The sequence below is a fragment of the Pedobacter sp. SL55 genome (genome assembly GCF_026625705.1).
Lineage (GTDB): Bacteria > Bacteroidota > Bacteroidia > Sphingobacteriales > Sphingobacteriaceae > Pedobacter.
This window is the reverse complement of the sequence record NZ_CP113059.1, coordinates 2,444,808-2,469,248: the sequence shown is the minus strand read 5'-3', so window position 1 is coordinate 2,469,248 and position 24,441 is coordinate 2,444,808. Positions and strand designations below refer to the sequence as shown.

Below are 24,441 nucleotides of genomic sequence, written 5' to 3'. Positions count from 1 at the left end.
CATGAAGAGAATATTCGTAGCATTTACCTTAGCTTTAACTTTGCCCGCTTTTGCACAGAAAAAAGCGGCGCCAACTGAAAAACAAAAGATGGACAGTTTCATCAACAACCTTTTGTCTAAAATGACGGTTGATGAGAAAATTGGGCAGTTAAACTTGGTTACTGGTGGCGAAGCTACCACTGGTTCGGCGGTTAGTACCGGTGTAGAAGCTAAAATTGCCAAAGGCGATGTAGGAGGTATCTTCAGTTTAACTACGCCGCAAAAAATCCGCAAGGCACAAGAGATCGCTATGCGCAGCCGTTTAAAAATCCCGATGATTTTTGGTCAGGATGTGATACATGGCTACAAAACCACCTTCCCTATTCCACTGGCTTTGGCCGCCAGTTGGGATCTGCCAATGATAGAAAAAACTGCTAGAATTGCTGCGCAAGAGGCAACTGCAGATGGTTTAAACTGGACTTTCTCGCCCATGGTCGATCTGGCCCGCGACCCACGTTGGGGACGTGTAGCCGAAGGTAGTGGCGAAGATCCATTCTTGGGCTCAGAAATTGCAAAAGTAATGGTAAAAGGTTATCAAGGCAATGATTTAAAAGCCATTAACACCATGATGGCTTGCGTAAAACATTTAGCTTTATATGGCGCAGCCGAAGGCGGTAGAGATTACAACACTACCGATATGAGCTTCGACAGAATGTACAACGAATATCTACCACCTTACAAAGCAGCAATTGATGCAGGTGCTGGTAGTGTAATGGTTTCTTTTAATGATATCAATGGTGTTCCAGCAACGGCAAACAAATGGTTATTAACTGATTTACTACGTAAAGAATGGGGTTTTAAAGGCTTTGTAGCCTCAGATTATACTGGCGTAAGCGAGCTTATTGCTCATGGTTTAGGTGACTTGAAAACTGTATCTGGCTTGGCGCTAAAAGCAGGGACAGACATGGATATGGTAAGTGAAGGTTTTTTAACTACCTTAAAACAAAATCTTAACGAAGGCAAGGTAACCATCGCTCAAATTAATTCGGCTTGTCGCTTAATTTTAGAAGCCAAATACAAGTTAGGCTTATTTGATGATCCTTTTAAATATTGCAGCGAGGAAAGAGCAGCTAAAGAAATTTTAACAGCCGAAAATCTGAAGTTTGCCCGCCAAGCCGCAACTAAAACCTTTGTATTGTTAAAAAACGACAATCAAACTTTACCTCTACAAAGAAAAGGAACTATTGCTTTAGTTGGCCCATTAGCCAACACTGCCAGTAACATGCCCGGCACGTGGAGCGTAAACGCTGATATGTCTAAAGTACCTACACTATTGCAAGGTTTAACCCAAGTAGCTGGCGATAAAGTGAAAATTGTACACGCACTAGGTTCAAACTTAATTGGCGACCCCAACCAACAAATTTGGGGAACGGCACATGGTAGAGATATCCCTCGTGACAATAGACCTGAAAGCGAAATCATTGCCGAGGCGGTAAAAGTTGCAGAAAAAGCTGATGTAGTGGTTGCAGCCTTAGGCGAGGCTTCTGAAATGAGTGGAGAAAGCTCTAGCCGTACCGATATTGGCATTCCAGACACGCAGAAGAGGTTATTAGAAGCTTTATTGAAAACTGGAAAACCTGTGGTTTTGGTGTTGTTTGCTGGCCGACCAATGACGTTAACTTGGGAGCAAGCCAACGTTCCAGCAATCTTAAATGTATGGTTCGGTGGTGTAGAAGCTGCAAAAGCAATAGGCGATGTTTTGTTTGGCGATGTAAACCCATCGGGTAAAATCACTATGACTTTTCCGCAAAACGTAGGGCAAATTCCATTATATTATGCACATAAAATGACTGGCCGACCGCTTGGCGACAAACCTTGGTTTACCAGATTTTGGTCTAATTATTTAGATGTAACTAACGACCCTTTATATCCTTTTGGCTTTGGTTTAAGCTATACTACTTTTACTTATGGCGATGTAAAAATTAGCAGTAGTACGTTAAAACCCGGACAAAAAATTAACATAACTACAACGATAACCAATAGCGGCTCTATTGCCGGAGAAGAAGTGGTACAGCTTTACATCCGCGACTTAGTTGGTACCAGTACCCGTCCCGTAAAAGAGTTAAAAGGTTTCCAAAAAATTAATTTACAGCCCGGCGAAACCAAAACCGTTACCTTTGCAATATCAGAAGAGATGTTGAGGTTTTACAACAGTCAATTGAAATTTGTATCAGAAGCTGGAGATTTTAAAGCTTTTGTAGGCACAAATTCTAGAGATGTAAAAGCGGTAGATTTTAAATTGGTAAAGTAATTTAAGCACGCCGTCATCTCGACCGTAGTGAAGAGATCTTAATTTGCGATTAACTCCGTCCTTTCGACGAAGAATGAGGAGAAATCTAACATGAGACTAGATTTCTCGCTATGCTCGAAAGGACGGATGAGTTTACAAAAAATTATCATCATGAAAAGAACAAGCATATTCCTCGTATTATTCTTCCTAAGCATTACCGCCTTTGCTCAAGATCTTTCTCTTTACAAAAAAGATGAATTTGTTACCAACGGCGATACACTAAAGTACAGAATTCTGTATCCAGAAAACTTTGATGCGAGTAAGCAATATCCAGTAATCTTATTTCTTCATGGTAGAGGAGAGAGTGGTAACGACAACCAGAAACAACTGGCTAATGGCGGAAAACTATTCTTGAATGAGAATTTTAGGAACAGCAATGAAGTGATTACTATTTTCCCTCAATGCAGCCAAGATAGTTATTGGGCTAACGTAGAGATTGAAACAGTAAGCAATAAACGTTTTTTCACGTTTGTAAAAGGTGGTAAGCCTACAAAGGCGATGGATTTGTTAGTTCAGTTTACAGATCAGTTTTTTAAAAATACATTTGTAGATCCAAACAGAATTTATGTAGGTGGCTTATCGATGGGCGGCATGGGCACATTCGAAATTTTAAGAAGAAAACCAAAAACATTTGCCGCAGCTTTTGCGATTTGTGGCGGCGATAACCCTGCAAATACAAAAAAATACAAGCACGTTCCACTTTGGATTTTTCACGGTGGCTTAGACGATGTGGTTACCCCTCAGTTTTCGTATGGCATTTACCGAGAAAGAAAAAAATTAGGCAACGAAGCTAAGTTTACACTATATTTAAAGGCAAATCACAACAGCTGGGATAGTGCTTTTGCAGAACCAGAACTGCTGCCTTGGCTGTTGTCAAATAAAAAATAGCGAAACTATGCTGTAAAGACGCATTATTATGCGTCTCCACCATGTATGGACTCAACAAAAAATATGGATCTACCTAATATCTTTGCAAAAGAAGTCACCGAAGGTGTAATAGAAAGAATAAACAAGCTAACTCCAAATTCGCAACCCTTATGGGGCAAAATGAATGTTGCACAAATGTTAGCGCATTGTAATGTCACTTACGAGATGGTTTATACCGATCAACATCCTAAGCCAGGCTTTTTAATGGGCTTTATCTTAAAAAATTTTGTAAAAAGACTAGTGGTAAGTGCAAAGCCCTATCCAAAAAACAACAAAACTGCGCCTGCATTTTTAATTACCGAAGAGAAAGCCTTTGAAGTAGAAAAACAACGCTTAATTGATTATATCCTCGAAACAGAGGTGCTGGGTTCTTATATTTTTGATGGAAAAATGTCGCACTCTTTTGGCCCATTGAGCGCTAACGAATGGAATAATATGTTTTACAAGCATTTAGATCATCATTTGAAGCAATTTGGTGTTTAATATTTAAAACAAAGTTTATAAAACCGCACTGACATAGGGTTGTCACAAGTGTGATTTAAGTTTGCTCCGTATTCAATTATAAAATAAGAACATGAGCAATCAAATTATTCAGAAGTTTTACGTTATCGGTATTTCTATTAGAACAACCAACGAAAATGGCCAATCTGCCAAAGATATTGAAAAGTTATGGGGCAAATTTTGGGAACAAGAAATTCAAAAGCAAATCCCTAACAAACTGAACGAAGACATTTACGCTGTTTACACAGCTTACGAAACAGATTTCACCAAACCTTACACTACTGTTATAGGGGCTGCAGTAAGTTCATTAGAAAATATTCCGAGCGGTTTTGTTGGCATTACCATTGAAACTACAGCCTACCAAAAGTTCATTTCTAAAGGAAAAATGCCTGAAGCTGTTTTTAACACTTGGCTAGAAATATGGGGCGATGATGAACTAAACCTGCAACGTTCTTACAAAGCTGACTTTACCATCCACGGTAAAAAATACTACGATGGAGATCACGCAGAAGTAGAAACCTATATTGCTGTGAAAGAATAAAGATAGATAATAGCACAATCTACTCTAGGGACTTTCGGCGAAAGGGTTTTTACACGTTAACGGGCACGCCAACATAGCAAATCTCCAGGGTTGGCGTGTGCCCGCCAAAGCTTGAAACTTATATTAGTGTAAAAGCATAAACGGCAGCACATGATTTGCCAAATTAGCCCTGATAGTAGCGAGCATCCCGACGCTAGATCGGGATAAAGCGGAAAGCGGGACTTTCGGAACCGATGAGTACAGGCCTTGCGCTTCAAAAAATATTAAGACATAAAAATGCCTCGTAAATTTAAAACCTACGAGGCGCATTTGTTATTTGCTAAAGGTAATTACTCGGCCATGTTATGATAAACCGCTTGAACGTCATCGTCCTCTTCCAGCTTATCAATCAGTTTCATCACATCCGCAGCTTGCTCTTCAGTTACTTCGTGGTGAGATAAAGCGATACGCTCTAATTTAGAACTTTTCAATTCCAGACCTTTTTCTTCCAAAGCTTTTTGTAGCGAACCAAAGTTTTCGAAAGCACCTTGTGCCACTACCACATCGTTACCTTCTTCGTCAGCTTCTACGTAAAGCTCTTCTAAGCCTGCGTCAATTAATTCGAACTCTAATTCTTCTAAGTCAAGCTCGTCTGTTGGGGCAAACCTAAAAATAGATTTACGGTTAAAAACAAAATCTAGAGAACCGGTTTTGCCCAAAGAACCGTTAGTTTTGTTGAAATAACTACGCACGTTAGCCACGGTACGGTTAGTATTATCGGTTGCAGTTTCAATTAAAACAGCTACGCCGTGTGGTGCGTAACCTTCGTACACAATTTCTTCGTAATTGGCCAAAGTTTTATCGGTAGCACGCTTAATTGCCGCTTCTACCCTATCTTTTGGCATATTTACGGCCTTGGCATTTTGCATGGCAGTACGCAAGCGAGAGTTGGTTTCTGGGTTTGGCCCAGACTCTTTAACCGCCATTACAATATCTTTACCAATACGTGTAAACTGCACGGCCATTTTAGACCAACGCTTAAATTTTCTTTCTTTTCTAAATTCGAATGCTCTTCCCATTTTATTAGTATTGAGATGTGAGATATGAGATATGAGACCTTATGCCTTAAACCCTAAACCTCAAACCTTATTTATTTCTTTAAATTCATTAACATATCTGCTGTCAGTTTTGCAATGTCAAACTCAGGTTTCCAGCCCCATTCATTTCTTGCAAAACTATCATCTATAGATTTTGGCCAACTATTTGCAATATCCTGCCTTGGATCATTTTCTGCGTAAGTTAATTTAAAATCGGGAATGTGTTTCCTAATTTCTGCAGCTAAAACTTCTGGTGTAAAACTTACTCCGCCAAAATTATAACTAGAACGAATGCTTAACTGATCTGCTGGAGCATCCATTAACTCAATCGTACCTCTAATGGCATCGTCCATGTACATCATTGGTAATTCTGTTTCTGCCGATAAAAATGATGAGTAACTTCCTTTTTTCAAAGCTTCGTGGAAAATATGAATGGCATAATCCGTAGTTCCACCGCCTGGCGCTGCTTTCCAGCTTATTAAACCAGGATAACGGATACTTCTCACATCCAAACCGTATTTCTGATGATAATACTCGCACCAACGCTCGCCTGCCAATTTACTAATGCCATAAACCGTATTTGGATCCATGGTGCAAAACTGTGGCGTTTTATTTTTCGGAGAGTTTGGACCGAAAACAGCGATAGAACTTGGCCAGTAAACTTTTGCAGTTTTGTAAACCAATGCCAAGTCTAGTACATTTAGCAGGCCGTTCATGTTCAAATCCCAAGCTAATTTTGGATTTTGCTCTCCGGTTGCTGAAAGTAAAGCCGCTAACAAATAAACTTGTGTAGGTTTATATTTCTCGAAAATGGTCTTTAATATGTCTTTATCTAATACGTTCACAAACTCAAACGGACCAGCATTTTTAATTTCGTAATCTGGTCTGCGAATATCGCAAGCTACTACGTTATCGCTACCATAAGTAACGCGAAGTGCGGTTACCAATTCGGTACCTATCTGACCATTTGAGCCTAAAACCAGTATTTTATCAGTCATCTGTAAATTAAAATTTGACAAAGGTAAAAAAATGAATGCAACCTAGAAATTTCCGAACAACGGATATTTATCTATTAAAAATTATTTTGCAATAAGGTCGCTAAACACTCTTAATTGCTATAGCTTTACACTAACCAAATAACAAAACAAACGGATGTCAATTGATAAAGAAGGTTAGACCCAGACTTTCTTCGTTTAAAAGCAGATGATGTGCTTGCCTATGAGCTTATTTATAATAAATATGCCAAGCTTTTATTGCGCCATGCTTTTAGCAAAACAGCTGATAAAATTGTTGCGGAAGAATTGGTTCAGAATATCTTTATCTCTCTTTGGGAAAATAGACAAAAATTAGAAGTAGTTAATGGGCAGAGCTATTTGTTTACTGCATTAAAATTCAGCATCATCAATCATTATCGTTCTTTGGTAGTGCAAAACAAGTATGAAGACTATCTTAAAGTAAACGCACCAATAACCGAAGATACCGCCCTACAAAACTTTGAAGAGAAAGAACTTTCGCAACAAGTTGAACTTGCTTTAAACCACCTCCCAGAAAAAACACAAGAGGTTTTTAGGCTAAGTAGAATGCAACACCATAGCAATAAAGAGATTTCCTCTAAGCTTAACATATCAGAAAAAGCGGTAGAATATCACATTACCCAATCTTTAAAATGGCTACGCCAATTCCTAAAAAAAGGTGTGCTTTCTATTTTTTTTTATAACTGAATATCAGCTATTTAAAAATTATTTTAATTTTCCTTTAGGGATATACCCTGTTTAAGTGACTTACTTTATATAACCAAATATTATGAGCAAAACATCATTTTTAAATTTGCTTAGTAGATATCAATCTAACACCTGTACCGAAACCGAAAAGAAAATGGTGGAGGAGTGGTATGATATGCTTGGTCAGGATTATGATCAACAGCTTTCTGATCTGGAGCTTAACGCCATGCACAATCGCATTTGGGAAAATGTTACACCGCAGGTAAAAACTGTTAAGCTTTCTTCGAGATGGAAATACATCAGCATTGCTGCTTCTATTATTATTTTATTGGTTAGTGGCATTCTATTCTTAGCAAATTATAACAACAGCGAGAGGTATTTCAAAAAAGCAGTTTCTTACTCTTCTTTATCAACTTATAAAAACAATACAGATAAAACGGTAGAATTAGTATTAAGCGATTTGTCTGTAGTTACGCTTAACCCAGGTGCAAGGATCGAATACCCAAGCCATTTTGCTGGTGCTAAAAGAGAAGTTTTTTTAAATGGCGATGCTTTCTTTAAAATCTCTCATAACCCACAAAAACCTTTTTACGTTCACAATAAAGATATCATTGTAAAAGTATTTGGCACTAGTTTCTACATTAAAGAAACTGAAAAATCTGCCGAAGTAGCCGTGAAAAATGGAAAGGTAATGGTAAAAGAGAATATTCACGCCTCGTTGCTTGGTCAGAAGACGAATTATCCCAAAGTTTTAATTACTGCCAACCAAATGGTAGCTTTTGATAAAGAAGATAAAAAATTACAAACTTCAATTATAGAAAAACCTTTGCCGCTATATGAAGCTTATGATTTGCCTAAACCGACAAACTCAATAGAAAGTCAGAAATTTTACGACACGCCTTTAGACAAAGTTTTCGCTATGATTTCTAAAACCTATGGCATTGAGATTAAGCTTACCAACGACGAACTAAAAAAATGTACGTTTACTGGCGACATTAGCAACAAAGAACTGAAAGAACAACTGAACTTAATTTGTCAATCTATTTCTGGCACTTACGCTACCGAACAAACTACCATCTACATCAAAGGTGGTACCTGTAACTAATCAATGAACAAATAACCAAATATTAAATCCTTCAATTATGAACCACAAATCTCTACAAAACTCCTCTTAGGCTAAGAAATCGACTACTTCTCGATTATTTAATGATATGATACAAAAAAACCGACAATGGTGCGCATTGCCGGTTAAGCACAAGTACTAATATCATGCGTATTTTTTATGCCCGAAATTTCTCTTTAACGAACACAAAAAACTAAGTTATGAAAAAAAATGAAATTATTTCATTAGCTAAACTTGCTATGCGGATTTCTTTATATCAATTTTTAATTCTTGCTATCTTTTCTTTCGCTGCCTCTGCCTACAGCGTGAAGGCTCAGGGCGCTTTAGACAAAGAAATAACGCTTTCCGCAAAAAATCAGAATATAAAATCTATTATCGATAAAATTGAATTATTAACGAGTGTAAAATTTGTTTACAGTCCAAAATCTATAGATGCATTAAGAAAAATATCTATTAATGCGAACAAACAAAAACTAGGCGATTTATTAAACGATTATTTAGAACCTCACGATGTAGGCTTTAAAGTAGTGGATGATATAATTTTATTGTATTCTATCAGCGCTGCTAAAGAAAATGGATTGATATTGCCAAGGCCAGAAATGCGTAGAGATGGTGTAATTATCGGAACAGTAACTGATGGCAAAGGTGGCCCCATTGTGGGTGCAAGTGTACAAATCAAAGGTACAACTACTGGTGCAACTACAGATGCTAACGGTAAATTCGTCATCAAGAAATTGGAAGCTGGGAGTTATACCATTGTGGTTACTTATGTGGGCTTTATTTCTAAAGAAGTTACCGTAGATATAAGAGATGAAAACAAAACTTTAGATGTTGCTTTATCTGAAGACAACTTACAGTTAGAAGGCGTAGTAGTAACTGGAGGCGGCAACCCGAAAACTAAACTAGAATCGAGTGTGGCCTTAACCTCGGTAAGTAGAAAAGATATCGTAAACCGTGCACCACTTAACAGTACCGATTTATTAAAAGCTATTCCAGGTTTAACCGTAGAAAATGCTGGTGGCGATGGCCCGGGTAACGTATGGGTACGTGGGTTTCCACAACAAGGTGGTTATATCTACTTAGGCATCCAAGAAGATGGTTTACCACTATTACCTACTGGTTTTAATACCAACCCGTCTGTAGATCAATACTATAAAACCGACTTAACGATACAAAACATTGAAGCTATTAGAGGGGGTAATGCATCCATTCTGCAATACAATACGCCTGGTGCAGTGGTGAATAATTTGACTTATACAGGTGCCGATCAGCAATACGGTTCTTTTAAGCTTACCTCTGGTTTTTCACAAGGTCTGTATCGTTTTGATGGGAACACTGGCGGTGCCATTAGCGAGAATGTAAAATACAACATTGGTGGTTTTTACAGAACAGATCAAGGTGTGGTTGATCCAGGCTATAGCCCTGCTAATGTGGGTGGACAAGTAAAAGGTAATGTTACTTTCGGTTTCAAAAACAAAAAGGGATTTATCAGATTATACGGTAAATACCTAAACGATATTACCCAATTTTTACTAACCAGTTACTACCCTTATGATGGTACGGGAAAACCAACCACCTATAAGGGATTTGATATGGTAACCATGTCCATGTCGCCAATAGATACTAAATGGGCATTTACAGATGCCTACAGCGGTAATAGCTATAATTTCAACCTAGAGCAAGGTATGCATACCAAGCTTGGCTCAGGTGCTGTGCAGTTCAATTACACAACGGATAACGGTTGGAGAATAAACAATACTTTCAAATATCAAAAAACAGCTACCGATGCAAATTATTCGGCACCAAATGGTATTGCTGCCCGTGCCGCTGCAACGCAATACTATTATATAGATGGTACGGCCGCTCCTTTCTCAGCCAGCGACCAAGTAATTACCACAGCCTCTAATGCTCAGTTAAACCGTGATGTACAAATTGTAAATTACCTCGATTTTAAAAAGCAAGTAAAAGATCATGCCTTGTTTTTCGGAACAGGTATCCATCAGTACAACAGAGATGATTTGCGTTAAGCTTTCAGAACACAATCGGAATTTAAAGAGAAGCCACGTTTGCTAGTTACCACGGCCACCCCTACAACTGCTAATGGCAGAACGGTTCAAACCAAAACAACAGTAATTGGCGATACTCGTGCCCTATCTTTGTACGGTGGTGATGAGTGGAAAATTTCCGAAAAACTACGTTTAGACTTAGGCTTACGTTTAGATAATCAAAACGTGGATGGCAGAAGACCTTATTATGGATTACTGGCCAACGGCAGTCCAAATATCTCAGCAGCATCATCGCCAAACATTTTAGGTTACACCGATTATAACATCACCACCACCAATTGGGCTGCGTCAATTGGCGCTAATTACAAAGTTAGTCCTACAGCAAGCACTTTTGTGAGAGTTACAAAAGCGTATAATATGCCAAACATTGGAGATTACAATGCTTCAGCTTACAATCCTGATAATATTAAAAGCCGACCAGTTTATTTAGCAGAAGTGGGTTATAAATATGCTAAAAACAACTTAGGTGTTTTCGCTTCTGGAAGTTACTCAACCATCAAAAACGCTTCTTTAACTATCAACGTACCAACTACAGCAGCAGGTTTACAATCTTTAATTGCCTTTGGTTCTACCAGAACTTGGAGTGCAGAATGGGAAGTTTCTTATAAATTAGTGAAACCGTTAACATTAAGGTGGACAGGTACCGTTCAAGACTCTAGATACACAGACTACTCTGCACCTACCAGCAGAAACGCGGCGGTAGCGGCAGAGTATGGCGACAGAGTATACAGTTTCACTGGCAACAGGACAGAACGAGTTCCTTCGCTAAATACAGAACTCTCTGGAACATTAGACATTCAGAAATTCAATTTATTTGTTGCTGCAAATTATGTTGGAAACCGATTTACTTCACCAGCAGAAAGCTACAAATTGCCTGCTTACGTAGTAATGAAAGCTGGTGCTGGTTATAACTTCACCAAAACATTAGCTTTTAGAGTTTGGGCCGATAACTTAACCAATGCCAGGGTATTAACCGAAGGCGATGTTAGGGGAGATCAGTTCCGCGACTTTGCCAATGTGGCTCCTGGCACGCTAATGATTGGCAGAACCTTATTGCAAAGAACGTTCTTCGGATCTTTAGCATATTCCTTCTAGTTATATTTTTAATACAAAGCCGAACCAAAAGGTTCGGCTTTTTCAACTCAAAACACCATGACTTCCAGAAGAGATTTTATAAAAAAATCAGGTATCGGCTTTGCCGGACTTTTGATTACCCCTTCCCTATTCAATAACGTTTTACTAGATAGCAAACAAGAAATCGGCATCCAATTATTTACCGTTCGCGAACAGCTAAATAAAGACGTAAAACTTACCTTAAAAAGAATTGCAGATATAGGTTTTAAACAAGTAGAAACCTTTTACGGCTACGGCGAAAAAATGTCGGGCAAAGGATTTTGGGGCTTAGATGCAAAAGAACTAGCACAATTGCTAAAAACTTACGGATTAAAATCTGGTAGTGGCCACTACAATACAATGCAATACCTAACTGATGGTAACACCGATATTTTAAAGCAACAAATAGAAGTAGCCAATACCCTATCGCAAAAATACTATACCATACCGGCGATGGCGCCAAATGTGAGGCAAAATGGTACAGTAGATGGCTATAAAAAAATGGCAGACCTTTTCAATAAAGCTGGAGAGTTATGCAAAAGCAACGGATTAACTTTGGCTTATCATAACCACGCTTTCGAATTTGTACCGCTAGAAAATAAACAAACAGGTTTCGATATCCTACTCAAAGAAACTGATGTAAAACTGTTAAAATTTGAATTGGATATTTTCTGGGTAGTAAATGCTGGTATAGATCCAATTACCTTATTCAAACAAAACGAAGGTCGCTTTGCGATGTGGCATGTAAAAGATATGGATAAAAATGACAGTAAAGTTTTTACCGAGGTGGGTACAGGCAGAATTGATTATAAAACGATATTCGAAAATAGAAAACTAGCAGGAAACAAGTACATTTTTGTAGAACAAGATTTAATTAAGAAAGATCCATTTGAAAGCATAACCGAAAGCTTCAATTACATAAACAACAACCTATTGAAATAAACGAAACAAAAAACAACTTCATTTTATTTTGTTTAAAACATAAATGTTGTTATAAATTTCGTTCATGTGGTCAATTACTTTATTTTTATTGCAGCATAAAAATATAGTTTATCCATAAAAAAATAAAAACACAGGCCATGAGACTTAAAACTGTTTGCGCATTTATATTATTTTTCTGTTGCCATTTTATTGGCTACGCACAAAAATCGGAAATTACCTATTACGATGCCCGTAAATTTTATTTGTATGGAAAAGCATTTAACAACCAACAACAATACCACAGAGCAGACACTGCCACTTACAATGAGTTGCCAGCAACGGTTAAAAACCTACTAACACATTCGGCAGGTTTAGCCATAGTTTTTAAAACAAATAGCAAATCCATTAGTGCAAAATGGTGCGTAACCGATAAAAAGCCGGGCAACAACATGACACTTATTGCCCAAAAAGGACTAGACCTTTACATTAAAAGAGATGGCAAATGGCAATTTGCTGGTGTTGGCAGGCCTAGTAGTAATATTTGTAGCGAATTTACACTGGTTAAAGCTATGGATAACACCGAAAAAGAATGCATGATTTTTTTGCCGTTGTATGACGAATTGAAAAGCTTAGAAATTGGTGTGGAAGCGGGAAGTAGTATTGTGAGTTTAAACAATCCTTTTAGAAAACGGGTAGTGATATACGGTTCTAGCATTGTTCATGGTGCATCGGCTGGTAGACCAGGCATGGCTTACCCTGCTATCCTATCAAGAAGCACAGGATTGTACTTTATGAATTTGGGTATAAGCGGCAATGCCAAGATGGAAAAATCTGCAGCCAAAATGGTAAGTGATATCGAGGCAGATGCTTTTATATTAGATTGCGTACCCAATCCATCGCCACAACAAATTAAGGAAAGAGCCGAAGATTTTGTTAAAACCGTTAGAGCAAAACATACCAAAGCGCCTATTATTTTGATACAATCGATATTTAGAGAACAAGGAAATTTCGATTTGGAGGTCAAAGAAAGAGTAAAACAACAGAACGTGGAAATAACCGCTGCTTTCAACCGTTTAAAAAGTGCAGGTGTAAAAGATTTGTATTTAATTACATCAGAGAACCTTTTAGGCGATGACCATGATGCAAGTACAGACGGCGTACATCCAAACGACTTAGGTTTTTACAGGATGGCAGCACAATTGGGACCACAAATCACTAAGATTTTGGGTCAGTATAACATCAAATAAGTGAAGTTTTAACTAACAAAAAGTTTAAAATCTGATAAAAGAGTTAGAATTAGCCAACAATATTGTACCAATTTTATCACAAGCATTGACAACAAGATATATAATTGCTATAATTACATTTTACATATAGTGTAAAAATCACACTTAGAAACCAAAATTAAACCAGAATATGGACAGAAGAGCAGCACTCAGAAATGTAGCCATCCTTCTAGGAACCGCTATTTCTGCTGGAACAACGGATATCTTGTTCAGTAGTTATACCATACCTGAAGCAGAAAAAAATGCAGTTACCTTTACGGCAGAACAACTAAAAGCACTTACCGAAATTGCGGATGTAATTATCCCAACCACCAAATCATCTCCTGGGGCAAAAGCAGCAGGCGTAGGCAAATTTATCCCTATGATGATTAAAGATTGTTACCCTGCTAAACAGCAACAATCTTTCTACAACGGATTAGCGGCTTTTGAAGCAAGAGCAAAAAAAACCTACAACAAAAGTTTTGCGTTAATTCCTCTAGCAGAACGTAAGAAAATGTTAACCACGCTTAGACAAGAAACGTTAGACCAAAAATCTAATAAGCTTCCAGAAAAAGCAGACATCACTTACTTCTTCACTGTAGTGAGAGATTTAACTTCTTTAGGTTATTTTTCTTCGGAAATTGGATGTACCCAAGCTCGTGAGTATTTAATGATACCTGGAAGTTACGATGGTGCCTATCCATTAAAGCCGGGTCAAAGATCTTGGGCTACCTAATTAACTTCTTCCCCTAAACAAAACAGAACGAACAAAATGAACTTAAATATAAATCTAAAGGCCGAAAATACTTACGATGCAATTGTAGTAGGTTCGGGTATAAGTGGTGGTTGGGCTGCTAAAGAACTAACCGAAAAAGGTTTAAAAGTATTAATGCTAGAAAGAGGGATGAACATTGAGCACATTAAAGATTACGATGGCGCAATGAAAAACCCTTGGGATGTAAAACACGCAGGCAGGTTAACTGAGGAGATGAAAAGAACTCACCCTGTGCAAAAAAGAGATTACCCTTACAACGAAGTAACCGAAAAATGGTGGGTAAACGATTTGGAATGTCCTTATACGGAAGTTAAAAGATTTGACTGGTACAGAGGTTTTCACGTGGGTGGAAAATCGTTGATGTGGGGCCGCCAGAGCTACCGCTTTGGAGATGTTAACTTCGAAGAAAATGCTAAAGATGGCTACGGCAACGATTGGCCTATCAGATATAAAGATTTAGCACCTTGGTACGATTATACCGAGAGATTTGCGGGCATTAGCGGGCAAAACGAAGGTTTAGAAGGTATTTTACCTGATGGGCAGTTTCTTCCGCCAATGGATTTAAACATCGTTGAAAAATCGGTAAAAGAAAGTATCAAACAAAAATGGGGCAACGAACGCTTGTTAACTATTGGTCGTGTAGCGAACTTAACCGTGCCTCACAATGGCAGAGGTAATTGCCAATACCGCAATTTATGTAGTCGTGGCTGTCCTTTTGGTGCTTATTTCAGCACACAATCTTCTACCCTACCCGCAGCAGTAGAAACTGGAAATTTAACCCTTCGCCCTTATTCTATCGTAAACCATATCATTTACGATAAAGATACCAAAAAAGCAAAAGGTGTAGCGGTAATTGATGCTTTAACCAACAAAACCATGGAGTTTTATGCCAAAATCGTTTTCGTAAACGGTTCTACTTTAGGCACTACTTTCATTTTATTAAACTCAACTTCAGAGGCGCACCCTAACGGTTTAGGAAACGGCAGCGGCCAATTAGGGCACAACTTAATGGATCATCATTTCCGTTGTGGCGCTAATGGCGAGTTTGAAGGTTTCGATAAGTTTTACACCTACGGCCGTCGTGCAAATGGTTTCTACATTCCTCGTTTTAGAAACGTAGGTAGCGATAAACGCGATTACCTAAGAGGTTTCGGTTATCAAGGAAGTGCTTCGAGACAAAACTGGCAAAACGATGTAGCCGAATTAGCTTTTGGTGCAGACTTTAAACAAAAAATGACTACACCAGGAGCGTGGAAAATGGGTATGGGAGGTTTTGGCGAAATGCTACCTTACTACGAAAACCGTGCTTATATCGACCATTCTAAAAAAGATAAATGGGGACAATCGGTATTGGCAATAGACTGCGAATACAAAGAGAACGAGAAAAAAATGCGTCAAGATATGATGAATGATGCTGCCGAAATGCTTGAAGCTGCAGGTGCTAAAAACATCAAAACTTACGATAACGACTGCTATCCTGGTATGGCTATCCACGAAATGGGAACCGCAAGAATGGGTAAAGACCCTAAAACTTCGGTGCTTAACGAGTGGAACCAAATGCACGAAGTGAAAAATGTTTTTGTTACCGACGGTGCATGTATGCCATCTATCGGATGTCAAAATCCTTCGTTAACGTTTATGGCGCTAACAGCCCGTGCAGCAGATTTTGCGGTAAAAGAATTGAAAAAAGGAAACTTATAAAGGAAAAAGGTACTAGGTGTTAGGGTTTAGGGCAAATAGTACTTATACCTAACACCTTAAACCTAATACCTCAATAACATGAAAGAAAAAATAAGAATGGGCATGATTGGCGGCGGCAAAGATGCATTCATCGGCGCTGTACACCGTATTGCTGCTAATATGGATGGGTTAATTGAGCTTTGCTGTGGCGCATTGAGCGTTAATCCGGAAACTGCCTTAGAATCAGGAAAAATGTTATTTCTTCCAGAAGATAGAATTTATCTCAATTACGAAGAAATGATCAAAAAAGAAAGTGAACTTCCTGAAGATAAGAGAATTCACTTTATCACTATTGTGACGCCAAACTTTGCTCACTTTGCCCCGGCAATGATGGCTTTAGAGCACGGTTTTAACGTAGTAATAGAAAAACCAATGACTTTAACTTTAGAAGAAGCAAAATTGCTACAACAAAAAGTGGAAGAAACTGGGCTAACTTTATGCCTAACTCACACCTACTCGGGCTATCCAATGGTAAAACAGGCCAAAGAAATGGTAAAGGATGGCGCTTTAGGTAAAATCAGAAAAATCATTGTAGAATATCCACAAGGTTGGCTAAATACTTTAAGTGAGCGAGAAGGAAATGCACAAGCGGCTTGGCGTACAGACCCTAAAAAATCGGGCAAAAGCGGTTGTATTGGCGATATCGGTACTCACGCTGCGCATTTAGCCGAATATATTTCTGGCTTAAAAATCACTCAAATTTGTGCCGATTTGAATATTGTTGTAGAAGGTAGAACCATTGATGATGATGGAAATATCTTATTGAAATTCGACAACGGTGCCAACGGTGTTTTAATTGCATCGCAAATTGCCGCTGGCGAAGAAAATGCGCTTAATATTAGGATTTATGGAGAAAAAGGGGGCTTAGAATGGTTCCAACACGAGCCAAATACTTTGTTGGTTAAATGGTTAAATAAACCTACCGAAATTTACAGAGCTGGCGGTAGTTATTTAGGCGATTTCGCTAAACACAATACCAGAACTCCAGGAGGTCACCCAGAAGGATTATTGGAAGCTTTTGCCAACATTTACAGAAACTTTGCATTAACCTTAGCAGCAAAAATAAATAACGAAGAACCAACGCCACAGATGTTAGATTTCCCTAACGTTTATGATGGTGTAAGAGGCATGGCACTCATTGAAAATGCAGTAGCCTCAAGCGAATCTGACAAAAAATGGCATGATTTTATAGTATAAACAAGAGATTAGGTATCTCAGTGGTTGGGTATCAGTTTACTGAACAACAGAGAGCGGAGAACGGAGAACGGAGAACGCATAGCGAAGAACTAAGAACAACCAACCAAGAGCGAAAAACGAACAACGAAAAGAACAAATGACTACCATACAAGGACCTGCAGTATTTTTAGCACAATTCATCAGTGATGAAGCACCTTTCAACTCCTTAGATTCGATTTGTAAATGGGCAGCCGATTTAGGTTTTAAAGGCATACAAATGCCAACCTTAGACACTCGGTTTATTGATTTGAAACTAGCCGCAGAAAGTAAAACCTATGCTGATGAGCTGACTGGCAAAGTAGCTGTACACGGTTTAAAAATTACCGAACTTTCTACGCACTTGCAAGGTCAGTTAGTGGCGGTACACCCTGCTTATAACGAACTGTTCGATGCTTTTGCAGCGCCAGAAGTGAAGAATAATCCAAAAGCACGTACAGAATGGGCTATACAACAATTAAAATACGCAGCAAAAGCTTCCCAAAATTTAGGATTAAATGCTCACGCTACATTTAGTGGTTCCTTGTTATGGCAATTCTTCCACCCTTGGCCGCAACGCCCAGATGGTTTGGTAGACGAGGCTTTTACCGAGTTAGCCAAACGTTGGTTACCAATCTTAAACGAATTTGATAATTGTGGCGTAGATGTTTGCTATGAAATTCATCCAGGTGAAGACTTGTTTGATGGTGTTACTTACGAAATGTTCTTGGATAAAGTAAATCAACATCCTAGAGCCTGTTTGCTTTACGATCCATCACACTTTGTATTGCAGCAATTAGATTACATCCAATACATCGATTTATATCACGAAAGGATCAAAGCTTTCCACGTAAAAGATTCGGAGTTTAACCCTACAGGAAGACAAGGAACTTTTGGCGGCTACCAAAGTTGGGCTAACCGTGCAGGCCGTTACCGTTCGCCAGGAGATGGCCAGGTAGATTTCAAAACCATTTTCAGTAAATTAGCACAATACGATTATAAAGGTTGGGCCGTTATGGAATGGGAATGTTGCATTAAAAACCAACAAGATGGTGCTCGTGAAGGTGCCGAGTTTATCAAAAAACATATCATTAACGTAACCGATAAAGCATTTGATGATTTTGCCGCTGCCGGAAGCGATGCCACTTTTAATAAAAAAATACTTGGTCTATAATTTTTTGTTTTAACTTTTTACTTTATACTTTTAACTTAAAACACACACACATGAAACGAACTCTTTTAATTCTTGGAGTAACATCAGTATTCGTTGCTTCATTATCAGCATTTAAACCAGAACCAAAAACAGAACCTGCAATAACCATTGCTGCTCCTGCAATTCCTAAAATTGCAACTATGCAAATGAGCGGCGGCGAGCTGTTAATCGCTAAATCAGACTGTATCGGTTGCCACCACAAAATCAATAAATTAATAGGCCCGTCTTACACTGATGTAGCTAAAAAGTATCCTAAAAACGATAAAAGTATAACCTACCTTGCCGATAAAATCATTAAAGGTGGCTCTGGCGTTTGGGGTAAAATTCCAATGACACCACATCCAAAAATTTCGCAAAGCGATGCTAAATTAATGGCAAAATATATCCTTTCGTTGAAAAAGTAGTGGCTAGGGATCAGTGGTCAGGTATCAGTAAAGATAAAGACCTAATGAACCATTGAACAAATGAACCAACCAAAAACCAAAATATAAAATGAACCACAACAACAACCAAAGCAGACGTAACTTCCTCAAAATGGGAGCCGTTGCGACTGCTGCGTTTACCATTGTTCCGCGTCACGTATTAGGTGGCAAGGGCTTTCTTGCACCAAGCGATAGACTAATTGTAGCGGGTATTGGCGTAGGCGGCAAGGGAGATAGCGATTTACGTTTAATTCACGAAAGTGGCAAAGCCGAAATTGCCTATTTATGTGATGTTGATGCTAGAAGAGCGGCCAATAGTGTAAAACGTTTCCCTAAAGCTAAGTTCTATAAAGACTGGCGTGAAATGTTCGATAAAGAACATAAACATTTTGATGCCGTTACCGTATCAACGCCAGACCATAACCATGCGATACAAACTTTGGCCGCAATGCAATTACGTAAACACGTTTATGTGCAAAAGCCATTAACACACGATATTTACGAAGCCCGTATTTTAACAGAGGCTGCCAAAAGATATAAAGTGGTAACACAAATGGGCAACCAAGGTGCCAGTAACGATGGGCCTCGTTTGCTTAAAGAATGGTATGATGCTGGCTTAATTGGCGATGTACATACCATTTACGCTTGGACAGACCGACCAGTTTGGCCACAAGGTATTCCTTGGTCGGCAAATAAAGCAGAAGTGCCTAAAGATTTAGATTGGGATTTATGGTTGGGCACCGCTCCTTACAAAGATTATGTAGAAAAACTAGTTCCTTTTAACTGGCGTGGCTGGTGGGATTATGGTACTGGCGCTTTAGGCGATATGGGTTGTCACTTATTAGAAACCCCTTTCAGCGTGCTCAAATTAAAATATGCTACAGAAGTAGAAGCAAGTGTGGGTTCGGTTTATGTAGACGAGTTTAAACGTGGATATTTCCCTGAAAGCTGTCCTCCTTCTAGCCATGTAACCTTAAAATTCCCTAAAACAGAAAAAACGCAGGGCGATGTTACTGTGCACTGGATGGATGGCGGTATACAACCTACTCGTCCAGAAGAATTAGGAGCAGACGAAGTATTTGGCGATGGTGGTAATGGAACTTTATTTATCGGTACCAAAGGCAAAATGATGTCTAACACTTACGGCGATAAAGCAAGATTACTTCCGCTTTCACGCAACGAAAATTTGAACGTAGCACAAAAGTTTGCTCGTGTACCTGGGCAAGCTAATGGCCACTACGGACAATGGGTAGAGGGTTGTATTGCAGGTTATGGCAAAAAAGAGCTAAGCTCTCCTTTTGAGATTGCTGGTCCTTTAACCGAATGCTTGTTAATGGCTAACTTGGCTATTAGAGCTACCGATATTAAAAAGATAGACGACAAAGGCAAAACAAGTTTCCCTGGCAGATACAGAAAACTACTTTGGGATAACGACCAAATGAAAGTAACCAACTTCGACGATGTAAATCAATTTGTGAAGAGAGATTACCGCGAAGGTTGGAAATTAGGAGAGAAATAGGCACTTCGTCATTCCCGCGTAGGCGGGAGTCGTAATGCGATTTTTAATAAAAAACACCCCGCCTTTTAGGCCCCCCTCTAGAAGAGGGGAATTGCGTGCTGCATTCCTTTCAATATATCGGAACGTGGTTGAAGACCGGAGTGTTTATTAAAACGTGATATATTAAAATAAAATGAAAAAAATATTAATAGCAGCACTTATGCTTGCTTCAATTAGCGTTAACGCACAAAAGAAAAAAGGCTTCACTCCTCTTTTCGATGGAAAAACAACTACCGGTTGGCACACCTATGGTAAAGATGTTGCTGGCAAAGCATGGAAAGCCGAAGACGGTGTACTCCACTTCGACCCAAAAGCCAAAGATCGTGGAGATTTAGTTACAGATAAAGAATACAGCAATTTCCATCTTAAAATAGAATGGAAAGTTGCGCCTAAAGCTAATAGCGGAATTATCTTCTTTGTACACGAAGATCCAGCTAAATACAAGCAAACCTACTTAACTGGACCAGAAATGCAGGTATTAGATAACGATGGCCACCCAGATGGCAAAATTACCAAGCACCGTGCTGGAGATTTGTATGACATGATAAAAAGCAAAAGCGAACCAGTTAAACCTGTTGGCGAGTGGAATTTAGCAGAAATTATTAGCAATAACGGCAAGCTAACACTTAAATTAAACGGTAAAAAAGTTGTAGAAACCACCATGTGGGATGAAAACTGGAAAAACCTAATTGTAGGCAGCAAGTTTGCTAAATGGAATGGTTTTGGAACTTACAAAACTGGAAAAATTGCATTGCAAGACCACGGCGACGAGGTTTGGTTTCGCAACATAGAAATTAAAGAATTATAACAGGGAACAGGTGTAAGTGGTCAGGTATTAGCCCAGTATGGGCTGACTAGAAAACTAACATAATCCAAAGAACCAACCCCAAATGCTTTTCTCTCCCTTTTGGGGAGAGATGCCAAAGGCATAGAGGGACCCTAAAACCAAAAACTAAAACATGAACGCAACAACACGCTTCAAGCTATCCTTTATGATGTTCCTCGAATTTTTTATTTGGGGCGGATGGTTTGTTACCTTAGGCACTTTTCTTGATAAAAACCTAAGCGCTTCCGGACCAGAAATTGGCTCGGTATTTTCTACCCAATCATGGGGAGCTATCATCGCACCATTTATCATAGGATTAATTGCCGATAGATATTTCAATGCTGAAAAAATATTAGGCGTGCTTCACATTGTTGGTGCTATTTTAATGTATCAAATGTACAGCGCAACTGATATCAGTGTGTTTTACCCTTATGTTTTTGTTTATATGGTGTTGTATATGCCAACCTTAGCACTGGTTAATTCTGTATCTTTTAATCAAATGGGCGACCCAGAAAAAGAGTTCTCTAATATCAGAATTTGGGGCACCATCGGATGGATTTTAGCAGGTGTTTTAATCAGCTATTTCTTCCATTGGGATTCTCAAGAAGCATCAGCTAACGGCGCATTAAAAAACACTTTCCTCATGTCGGCAGTAGCTTCTTTAGGCTTAGGTATTTTCAGTTTCCTATTACCTAAAACTCCGCCAAAAAATAAATCTACAGAAAAGATTAAAGTGTCGGAGATATTAGGTTTAGATGCTTTGAAATTGCTTAAAGATAAAAACTTCCTTATTTTCTTTATTTCATCTATTTTGATTTGTATCCCATTAGCATTTTACTATCAAAACGCCAACTTATTTTTATCAAAAATAGGTATGGATAATCCAACAGGAAAAATGACAATTGGCCAAGTTTCTGAAGTTTTATTCTTGTTAGCAATCCCGGTTTTCTTCAAGAAATTCGGTTTCAAAAAAACCATATTGGTAGGTATGCTAGCTTGGACAGTAAGGTATTTATTCTTCGCTTTTGGAAACGCTGGAGAGCTTAGCTTTATGCTGATTTTAGGTATCGCCCTGCATGGTATTTGTTACGATTTCTTTTTCGTATCAGGACAAATATATACTAACTCTAAAGCTGGCGATAAATTTAAAAGTTCGGCACAGGGTTTAATTACTTTGGCTACTTACGGAGTAGGCATGCTTATTGGCTTTATTGTGGCAGGTCAAATCACTGAAATTTACAAAACAAATGGTGTAGAAGACTGGAAAATGATTTGGAGTATCCCTGCGGGCATAGCGTTTGTAGTGTTCTTACTTTTCAGCTTATTATTTAACGACAAAACAAAAACAGAATCTGTTTAACCATGACCACAAGAAGAAATTTTATAAAAAACACAGGTTTACTGGCGGCAAGCTTAGCAATAGCACCCTCGTTAACCAATGCTTTTGCACCCGCTAAAAGAGCAGTAGGTATACAGCTTTATAGTTTAAGAGACATTATTGGTAAAGATGTAAAGGGCGTAATTGAAAAAGTTGCCAAGGCTGGTTTTAAAGAAGTAGAATCCTATGGCTATGCACCCAATGGCAGTTTTTGGGGGCTAACTCCAAAAAATTTCAAGGCGTTGCTAGACAGCAATGGCCTATATTCTCCTAGTGGGCATTTCGGTTTTGATAATTATATCAGTTCGGGCAATTTGGATGATATAAAATCTTACATTGAAGCCTCGAATGTTTTAGGCGCCAAATATGTAGTGGCACCGTGGTTGGGCGAAGACCTACGTAAAACAGCAGATGATTATAAAAGAGTAGCCGAACGATTAAATAAGGCTGGCGAATTGTGTAAGAAATCGGGTATCAATGTAGGCTACCACAACCACGGTTTCGAGTTTGATAAACATGGAGACACCACAGGATTTGAAATATTATTAGCAGAAACAGACCCTAAATTGGTTTATTTTGAATTAGATTTATACTGGGCAGTTTTTGCTGGACATAATCCAGTAGATCTGTTTAAAAAATATCCTGGCAGGTTTAAAATGTGGCATATAAAAGATATGGATAAAACTAAAAAAACTTGGAATACCGAAATTGGAAATGGTAGTATCGATTTCAAATCTATTTTTGCAAAGGCCAAACTTTCTGGTGTAAAGCACATTTATTTAGAGCAAGAAACCAACTACAAGCCAGATCATATTGGTTCTATTAAAACAAGTATCGACTATATTAACGGTAGTTTGTTAAAATAAACTCTCGTCATTTTTACTGAAATGTTAACGTAACGGAGAAATCTTTGGATTGATATAAGATAAAAAACCTTTTCAAAGATTTCTCTCCACGTTCTAATAGCGTACGATCAAAGGATTAGGTTAATCCAATTTTAGTCGTCAAATACCCAACCCACTCTTTAATCAATAGCTCCCATCCCATTATCGCTTCGGCTTGCGGTAATAAACAATCTTCAAAAGAATAATTGTCACTTAAAGAATTAGTAGGGTAATAAGTTACATTTTTAAGCCCCTGCTTTTCGGCAAGCAACTTAGTTCTTGGAATGTGCCAAGCACTGGTAATTACCAAAATTTCAGCATCAGGTTTGTTCAATGCCTTTAAAAGCTTATCTGCATAAGCAAAGTTTTCCTTCGTATTTCGGCTTTCTTTTTCAATAATTAGGGCACTATCTGGCACACCTACTGCGTTCAAATATGCTGCTGCATATATCGCCTCTGGCGGATTTCTCTCTAAGAAACCACCACTGCCGCCACTCATCAATACTCTATCTATTTTTCTTTGATGATAGAGCTTAACCGTTTGTGCCAATCTATCTCCAGAATATTCGGCCTTTAATGATTTAGTTTGTTCATTATAACTAGAAAAACCACCTAAAAGTAGGCCTACATCGTAATGCGCTAAAACTGGTGCTTTAGGTTCGTATAAACCTGCTACTTTGCCAAGAATGAACTGATTAGACATAAAAAGCAACAACACAATTAAAACTGTTAATGATCTTTTCTTATTGCGCTTACTTTTAGAGCACAAACTATAAATGGCCAATACAGATATCCATACCAATGGACGGATAATAAACAACAAAAACTTAGACAGAAAGAAGGTCATTAG

Annotated in this window: 22 protein-coding genes; 19 read left to right on the top strand and 3 right to left on the bottom strand. The window is 38.5% G+C overall.

Annotated elements, in window-relative coordinates:
- Nucleotide 1: 1 nt before the first annotated feature.
- The 4 genes from bglX to OVA16_RS11125 all read left to right on the top strand — a co-directional run bounded on the left by bglX (nucleotide 2) and on the right by OVA16_RS11125 (nucleotide 4,298).
- Nucleotides 2-2,290 carry a beta-glucosidase BglX gene (gene bglX, locus OVA16_RS11140; RefSeq protein WP_267759355.1) on the top strand — a complete coding sequence of 763 codons (2,289 nt, stop codon included), beginning with the start codon at nucleotides 2-4 and terminating at the stop codon, nucleotides 2,288-2,290.
- A 150-nt stretch (nucleotides 2,291-2,440) separates the two neighbouring features.
- The gene (locus OVA16_RS11135) at nucleotides 2,441-3,217 is read left to right on the top strand and encodes a prolyl oligopeptidase family serine peptidase (RefSeq protein WP_267759354.1); all 777 of its coding nucleotides are present in this window, start codon (nucleotides 2,441-2,443) and stop codon (nucleotides 3,215-3,217) included.
- A 63-nt stretch (nucleotides 3,218-3,280) separates the two neighbouring features.
- Nucleotides 3,281-3,739, top strand: a complete 459-nt coding sequence (locus tag OVA16_RS11130) for a DUF1569 domain-containing protein (protein WP_267759353.1) — start codon at nucleotides 3,281-3,283, stop codon at nucleotides 3,737-3,739.
- A 91-nt stretch (nucleotides 3,740-3,830) separates the two neighbouring features.
- A complete protein-coding gene (locus OVA16_RS11125; protein ID WP_267759352.1) occupies nucleotides 3,831-4,298 on the top strand; it encodes a GyrI-like domain-containing protein in 468 nt (155 codons plus the stop codon).
- Nucleotides 4,299-4,627: 329 nt separating this feature from the next.
- Here the strand turns inward: OVA16_RS11125 and OVA16_RS11120 are convergent, their stop codons facing one another.
- Both OVA16_RS11120 and OVA16_RS11115 read right to left on the bottom strand, forming a co-directional pair.
- Nucleotides 4,628-5,356: a YebC/PmpR family DNA-binding transcriptional regulator gene (locus OVA16_RS11120; RefSeq protein WP_267759350.1), complete on the bottom strand. Its 729-nt coding sequence runs from the start codon at nucleotides 5,354-5,356 to the stop codon at nucleotides 4,628-4,630.
- A 71-nt stretch (nucleotides 5,357-5,427) separates the two neighbouring features.
- Nucleotides 5,428-6,372 (bottom strand): NAD-dependent epimerase/dehydratase family protein, encoded by a 945-nt coding sequence (locus tag OVA16_RS11115; RefSeq protein WP_267759347.1) that lies wholly within the window; start codon nucleotides 6,370-6,372, stop codon nucleotides 5,428-5,430.
- A gap of 210 nt (nucleotides 6,373-6,582) precedes the next feature.
- Here OVA16_RS11115 and OVA16_RS11110 point away from each other — a divergent pair, with 210 nt between their 5' ends.
- The 15 genes from OVA16_RS11110 (at nucleotide 6,583) to OVA16_RS11040 (ending at nucleotide 23,573) form a co-directional block, all read left to right on the top strand.
- Entirely contained in the window at nucleotides 6,583-7,095 is a 513-nt protein-coding gene (locus OVA16_RS11110) for an RNA polymerase sigma-70 factor (protein WP_267759345.1), read from the top strand.
- Between the two features lie 82 nt (nucleotides 7,096-7,177).
- Complete coding sequence (locus OVA16_RS11105) at nucleotides 7,178-8,200, top strand: FecR family protein (RefSeq protein ID WP_267759344.1); 1,023 nt, start codon at nucleotides 7,178-7,180, stop codon at nucleotides 8,198-8,200.
- Between the two features lie 218 nt (nucleotides 8,201-8,418).
- On the top strand, nucleotides 8,419-10,245 hold the full coding sequence (locus tag OVA16_RS11100) for a carboxypeptidase-like regulatory domain-containing protein (RefSeq protein ID WP_267759343.1): 1,827 nt from the start codon (nucleotides 8,419-8,421) through the stop codon (nucleotides 10,243-10,245).
- Nucleotides 10,246-10,284: 39 nt separating this feature from the next.
- Nucleotides 10,285-11,379 carry a TonB-dependent receptor domain-containing protein gene (locus OVA16_RS11095; protein ID WP_267759341.1) on the top strand — a complete coding sequence of 365 codons (1,095 nt, stop codon included), beginning with the start codon at nucleotides 10,285-10,287 and terminating at the stop codon, nucleotides 11,377-11,379.
- Nucleotides 11,380-11,436: 57 nt separating this feature from the next.
- Nucleotides 11,437-12,339 (top strand): sugar phosphate isomerase/epimerase family protein, encoded by a 903-nt coding sequence (locus tag OVA16_RS11090; RefSeq protein ID WP_267759339.1) that lies wholly within the window; start codon nucleotides 11,437-11,439, stop codon nucleotides 12,337-12,339.
- 137 nt (nucleotides 12,340-12,476) lie between these two features.
- Nucleotides 12,477-13,565: an SGNH/GDSL hydrolase family protein gene (locus tag OVA16_RS11085; protein ID WP_267759337.1), complete on the top strand. Its 1,089-nt coding sequence runs from the start codon at nucleotides 12,477-12,479 to the stop codon at nucleotides 13,563-13,565.
- 169 nt (nucleotides 13,566-13,734) lie between these two features.
- Nucleotides 13,735-14,319, top strand: coding sequence for a gluconate 2-dehydrogenase subunit 3 family protein (locus tag OVA16_RS11080; protein ID WP_267759335.1), 585 nt, complete (start codon nucleotides 13,735-13,737; stop codon nucleotides 14,317-14,319).
- A 36-nt stretch (nucleotides 14,320-14,355) separates the two neighbouring features.
- Nucleotides 14,356-16,059 (top strand): GMC oxidoreductase, encoded by a 1,704-nt coding sequence (locus OVA16_RS11075; protein ID WP_267759328.1) that lies wholly within the window; start codon nucleotides 14,356-14,358, stop codon nucleotides 16,057-16,059.
- Nucleotides 16,060-16,137: 78 nt separating this feature from the next.
- The gene (locus tag OVA16_RS11070; RefSeq protein WP_267759326.1) at nucleotides 16,138-17,295 is read left to right on the top strand and encodes a Gfo/Idh/MocA family protein; all 1,158 of its coding nucleotides are present in this window, start codon (nucleotides 16,138-16,140) and stop codon (nucleotides 17,293-17,295) included.
- Nucleotides 17,296-17,431: 136 nt separating this feature from the next.
- A complete protein-coding gene (locus OVA16_RS11065) occupies nucleotides 17,432-18,484 on the top strand; it encodes a sugar phosphate isomerase/epimerase family protein (RefSeq protein ID WP_267759324.1) in 1,053 nt (350 codons plus the stop codon).
- Nucleotides 18,485-18,534: 50 nt separating this feature from the next.
- Entirely contained in the window at nucleotides 18,535-18,927 is a 393-nt protein-coding gene (locus tag OVA16_RS11060) for a c-type cytochrome (RefSeq protein WP_267759322.1), read from the top strand.
- An 88-nt stretch (nucleotides 18,928-19,015) separates the two neighbouring features.
- Nucleotides 19,016-20,464 carry a Gfo/Idh/MocA family oxidoreductase gene (locus OVA16_RS11055; protein ID WP_267759320.1) on the top strand — a complete coding sequence of 483 codons (1,449 nt, stop codon included), beginning with the start codon at nucleotides 19,016-19,018 and terminating at the stop codon, nucleotides 20,462-20,464.
- Nucleotides 20,465-20,636: 172 nt separating this feature from the next.
- Complete coding sequence (locus tag OVA16_RS11050) at nucleotides 20,637-21,311, top strand: 3-keto-disaccharide hydrolase (protein ID WP_267759318.1); 675 nt, start codon at nucleotides 20,637-20,639, stop codon at nucleotides 21,309-21,311.
- Between the two features lie 151 nt (nucleotides 21,312-21,462).
- Complete coding sequence (locus OVA16_RS11045) at nucleotides 21,463-22,689, top strand: nucleoside permease (protein ID WP_267759316.1); 1,227 nt, start codon at nucleotides 21,463-21,465, stop codon at nucleotides 22,687-22,689.
- Between the two features lie 2 nt (nucleotides 22,690-22,691).
- Complete coding sequence (locus OVA16_RS11040) at nucleotides 22,692-23,573, top strand: TIM barrel protein (protein WP_267759314.1); 882 nt, start codon at nucleotides 22,692-22,694, stop codon at nucleotides 23,571-23,573.
- Nucleotides 23,574-23,688: 115 nt separating this feature from the next.
- Here OVA16_RS11040 and OVA16_RS11035 read toward each other — a convergent pair whose 3' ends face one another.
- Entirely contained in the window at nucleotides 23,689-24,438 is a 750-nt protein-coding gene (locus tag OVA16_RS11035) for a YdcF family protein (RefSeq protein ID WP_267759312.1), read from the bottom strand.
- Nucleotides 24,439-24,441 lie beyond the last annotated feature (3 nt).

Bases quoted from the DNA above. Each gene is read 5' to 3' on its own strand.
- OVA16_RS11060 (WP_267759322.1), top strand. From the start codon at position 18,535: ATGAAACGAACTCTTTTAATTCTTGGAGTAACATCAGTATTCGTTGCT.
- OVA16_RS11100 (WP_267759343.1), top strand. From the start codon at position 8,419: ATGAAAAAAAATGAAATTATTTCATTAGCTAAACTTGCTATGCGGATT.
- OVA16_RS11135 (WP_267759354.1), top strand. From the start codon at position 2,441: ATGAAAAGAACAAGCATATTCCTCGTATTATTCTTCCTAAGCATTACC.
- OVA16_RS11075 (WP_267759328.1), top strand. From the start codon at position 14,356: ATGAACTTAAATATAAATCTAAAGGCCGAAAATACTTACGATGCAATT.
- OVA16_RS11105 (WP_267759344.1), top strand. From the start codon at position 7,178: ATGAGCAAAACATCATTTTTAAATTTGCTTAGTAGATATCAATCTAAC.
- OVA16_RS11120 (WP_267759350.1), bottom strand. From the start codon at position 5,356: ATGGGAAGAGCATTCGAATTTAGAAAAGAAAGAAAATTTAAGCGTTGG.
- OVA16_RS11125 (WP_267759352.1), top strand. From the start codon at position 3,831: ATGAGCAATCAAATTATTCAGAAGTTTTACGTTATCGGTATTTCTATT.
- OVA16_RS11065 (WP_267759324.1), top strand. From the start codon at position 17,432: ATGACTACCATACAAGGACCTGCAGTATTTTTAGCACAATTCATCAGT.
- OVA16_RS11070 (WP_267759326.1), top strand. From the start codon at position 16,138: ATGAAAGAAAAAATAAGAATGGGCATGATTGGCGGCGGCAAAGATGCA.
- OVA16_RS11040 (WP_267759314.1), top strand. From the start codon at position 22,692: ATGACCACAAGAAGAAATTTTATAAAAAACACAGGTTTACTGGCGGCA.
- bglX (WP_267759355.1), top strand. From the start codon at position 2: ATGAAGAGAATATTCGTAGCATTTACCTTAGCTTTAACTTTGCCCGCT.
- OVA16_RS11090 (WP_267759339.1), top strand. From the start codon at position 11,437: ATGACTTCCAGAAGAGATTTTATAAAAAAATCAGGTATCGGCTTTGCC.
- OVA16_RS11130 (WP_267759353.1), top strand. From the start codon at position 3,281: ATGGATCTACCTAATATCTTTGCAAAAGAAGTCACCGAAGGTGTAATA.
- OVA16_RS11115 (WP_267759347.1), bottom strand. From the start codon at position 6,372: ATGACTGATAAAATACTGGTTTTAGGCTCAAATGGTCAGATAGGTACC.
- OVA16_RS11045 (WP_267759316.1), top strand. From the start codon at position 21,463: ATGAACGCAACAACACGCTTCAAGCTATCCTTTATGATGTTCCTCGAA.
- OVA16_RS11055 (WP_267759320.1), top strand. From the start codon at position 19,016: ATGAACCACAACAACAACCAAAGCAGACGTAACTTCCTCAAAATGGGA.
- OVA16_RS11035 (WP_267759312.1), bottom strand. From the start codon at position 24,438: ATGACCTTCTTTCTGTCTAAGTTTTTGTTGTTTATTATCCGTCCATTG.
- OVA16_RS11080 (WP_267759335.1), top strand. From the start codon at position 13,735: ATGGACAGAAGAGCAGCACTCAGAAATGTAGCCATCCTTCTAGGAACC.
- OVA16_RS11085 (WP_267759337.1), top strand. From the start codon at position 12,477: ATGAGACTTAAAACTGTTTGCGCATTTATATTATTTTTCTGTTGCCAT.
- OVA16_RS11050 (WP_267759318.1), top strand. From the start codon at position 20,637: ATGAAAAAAATATTAATAGCAGCACTTATGCTTGCTTCAATTAGCGTT.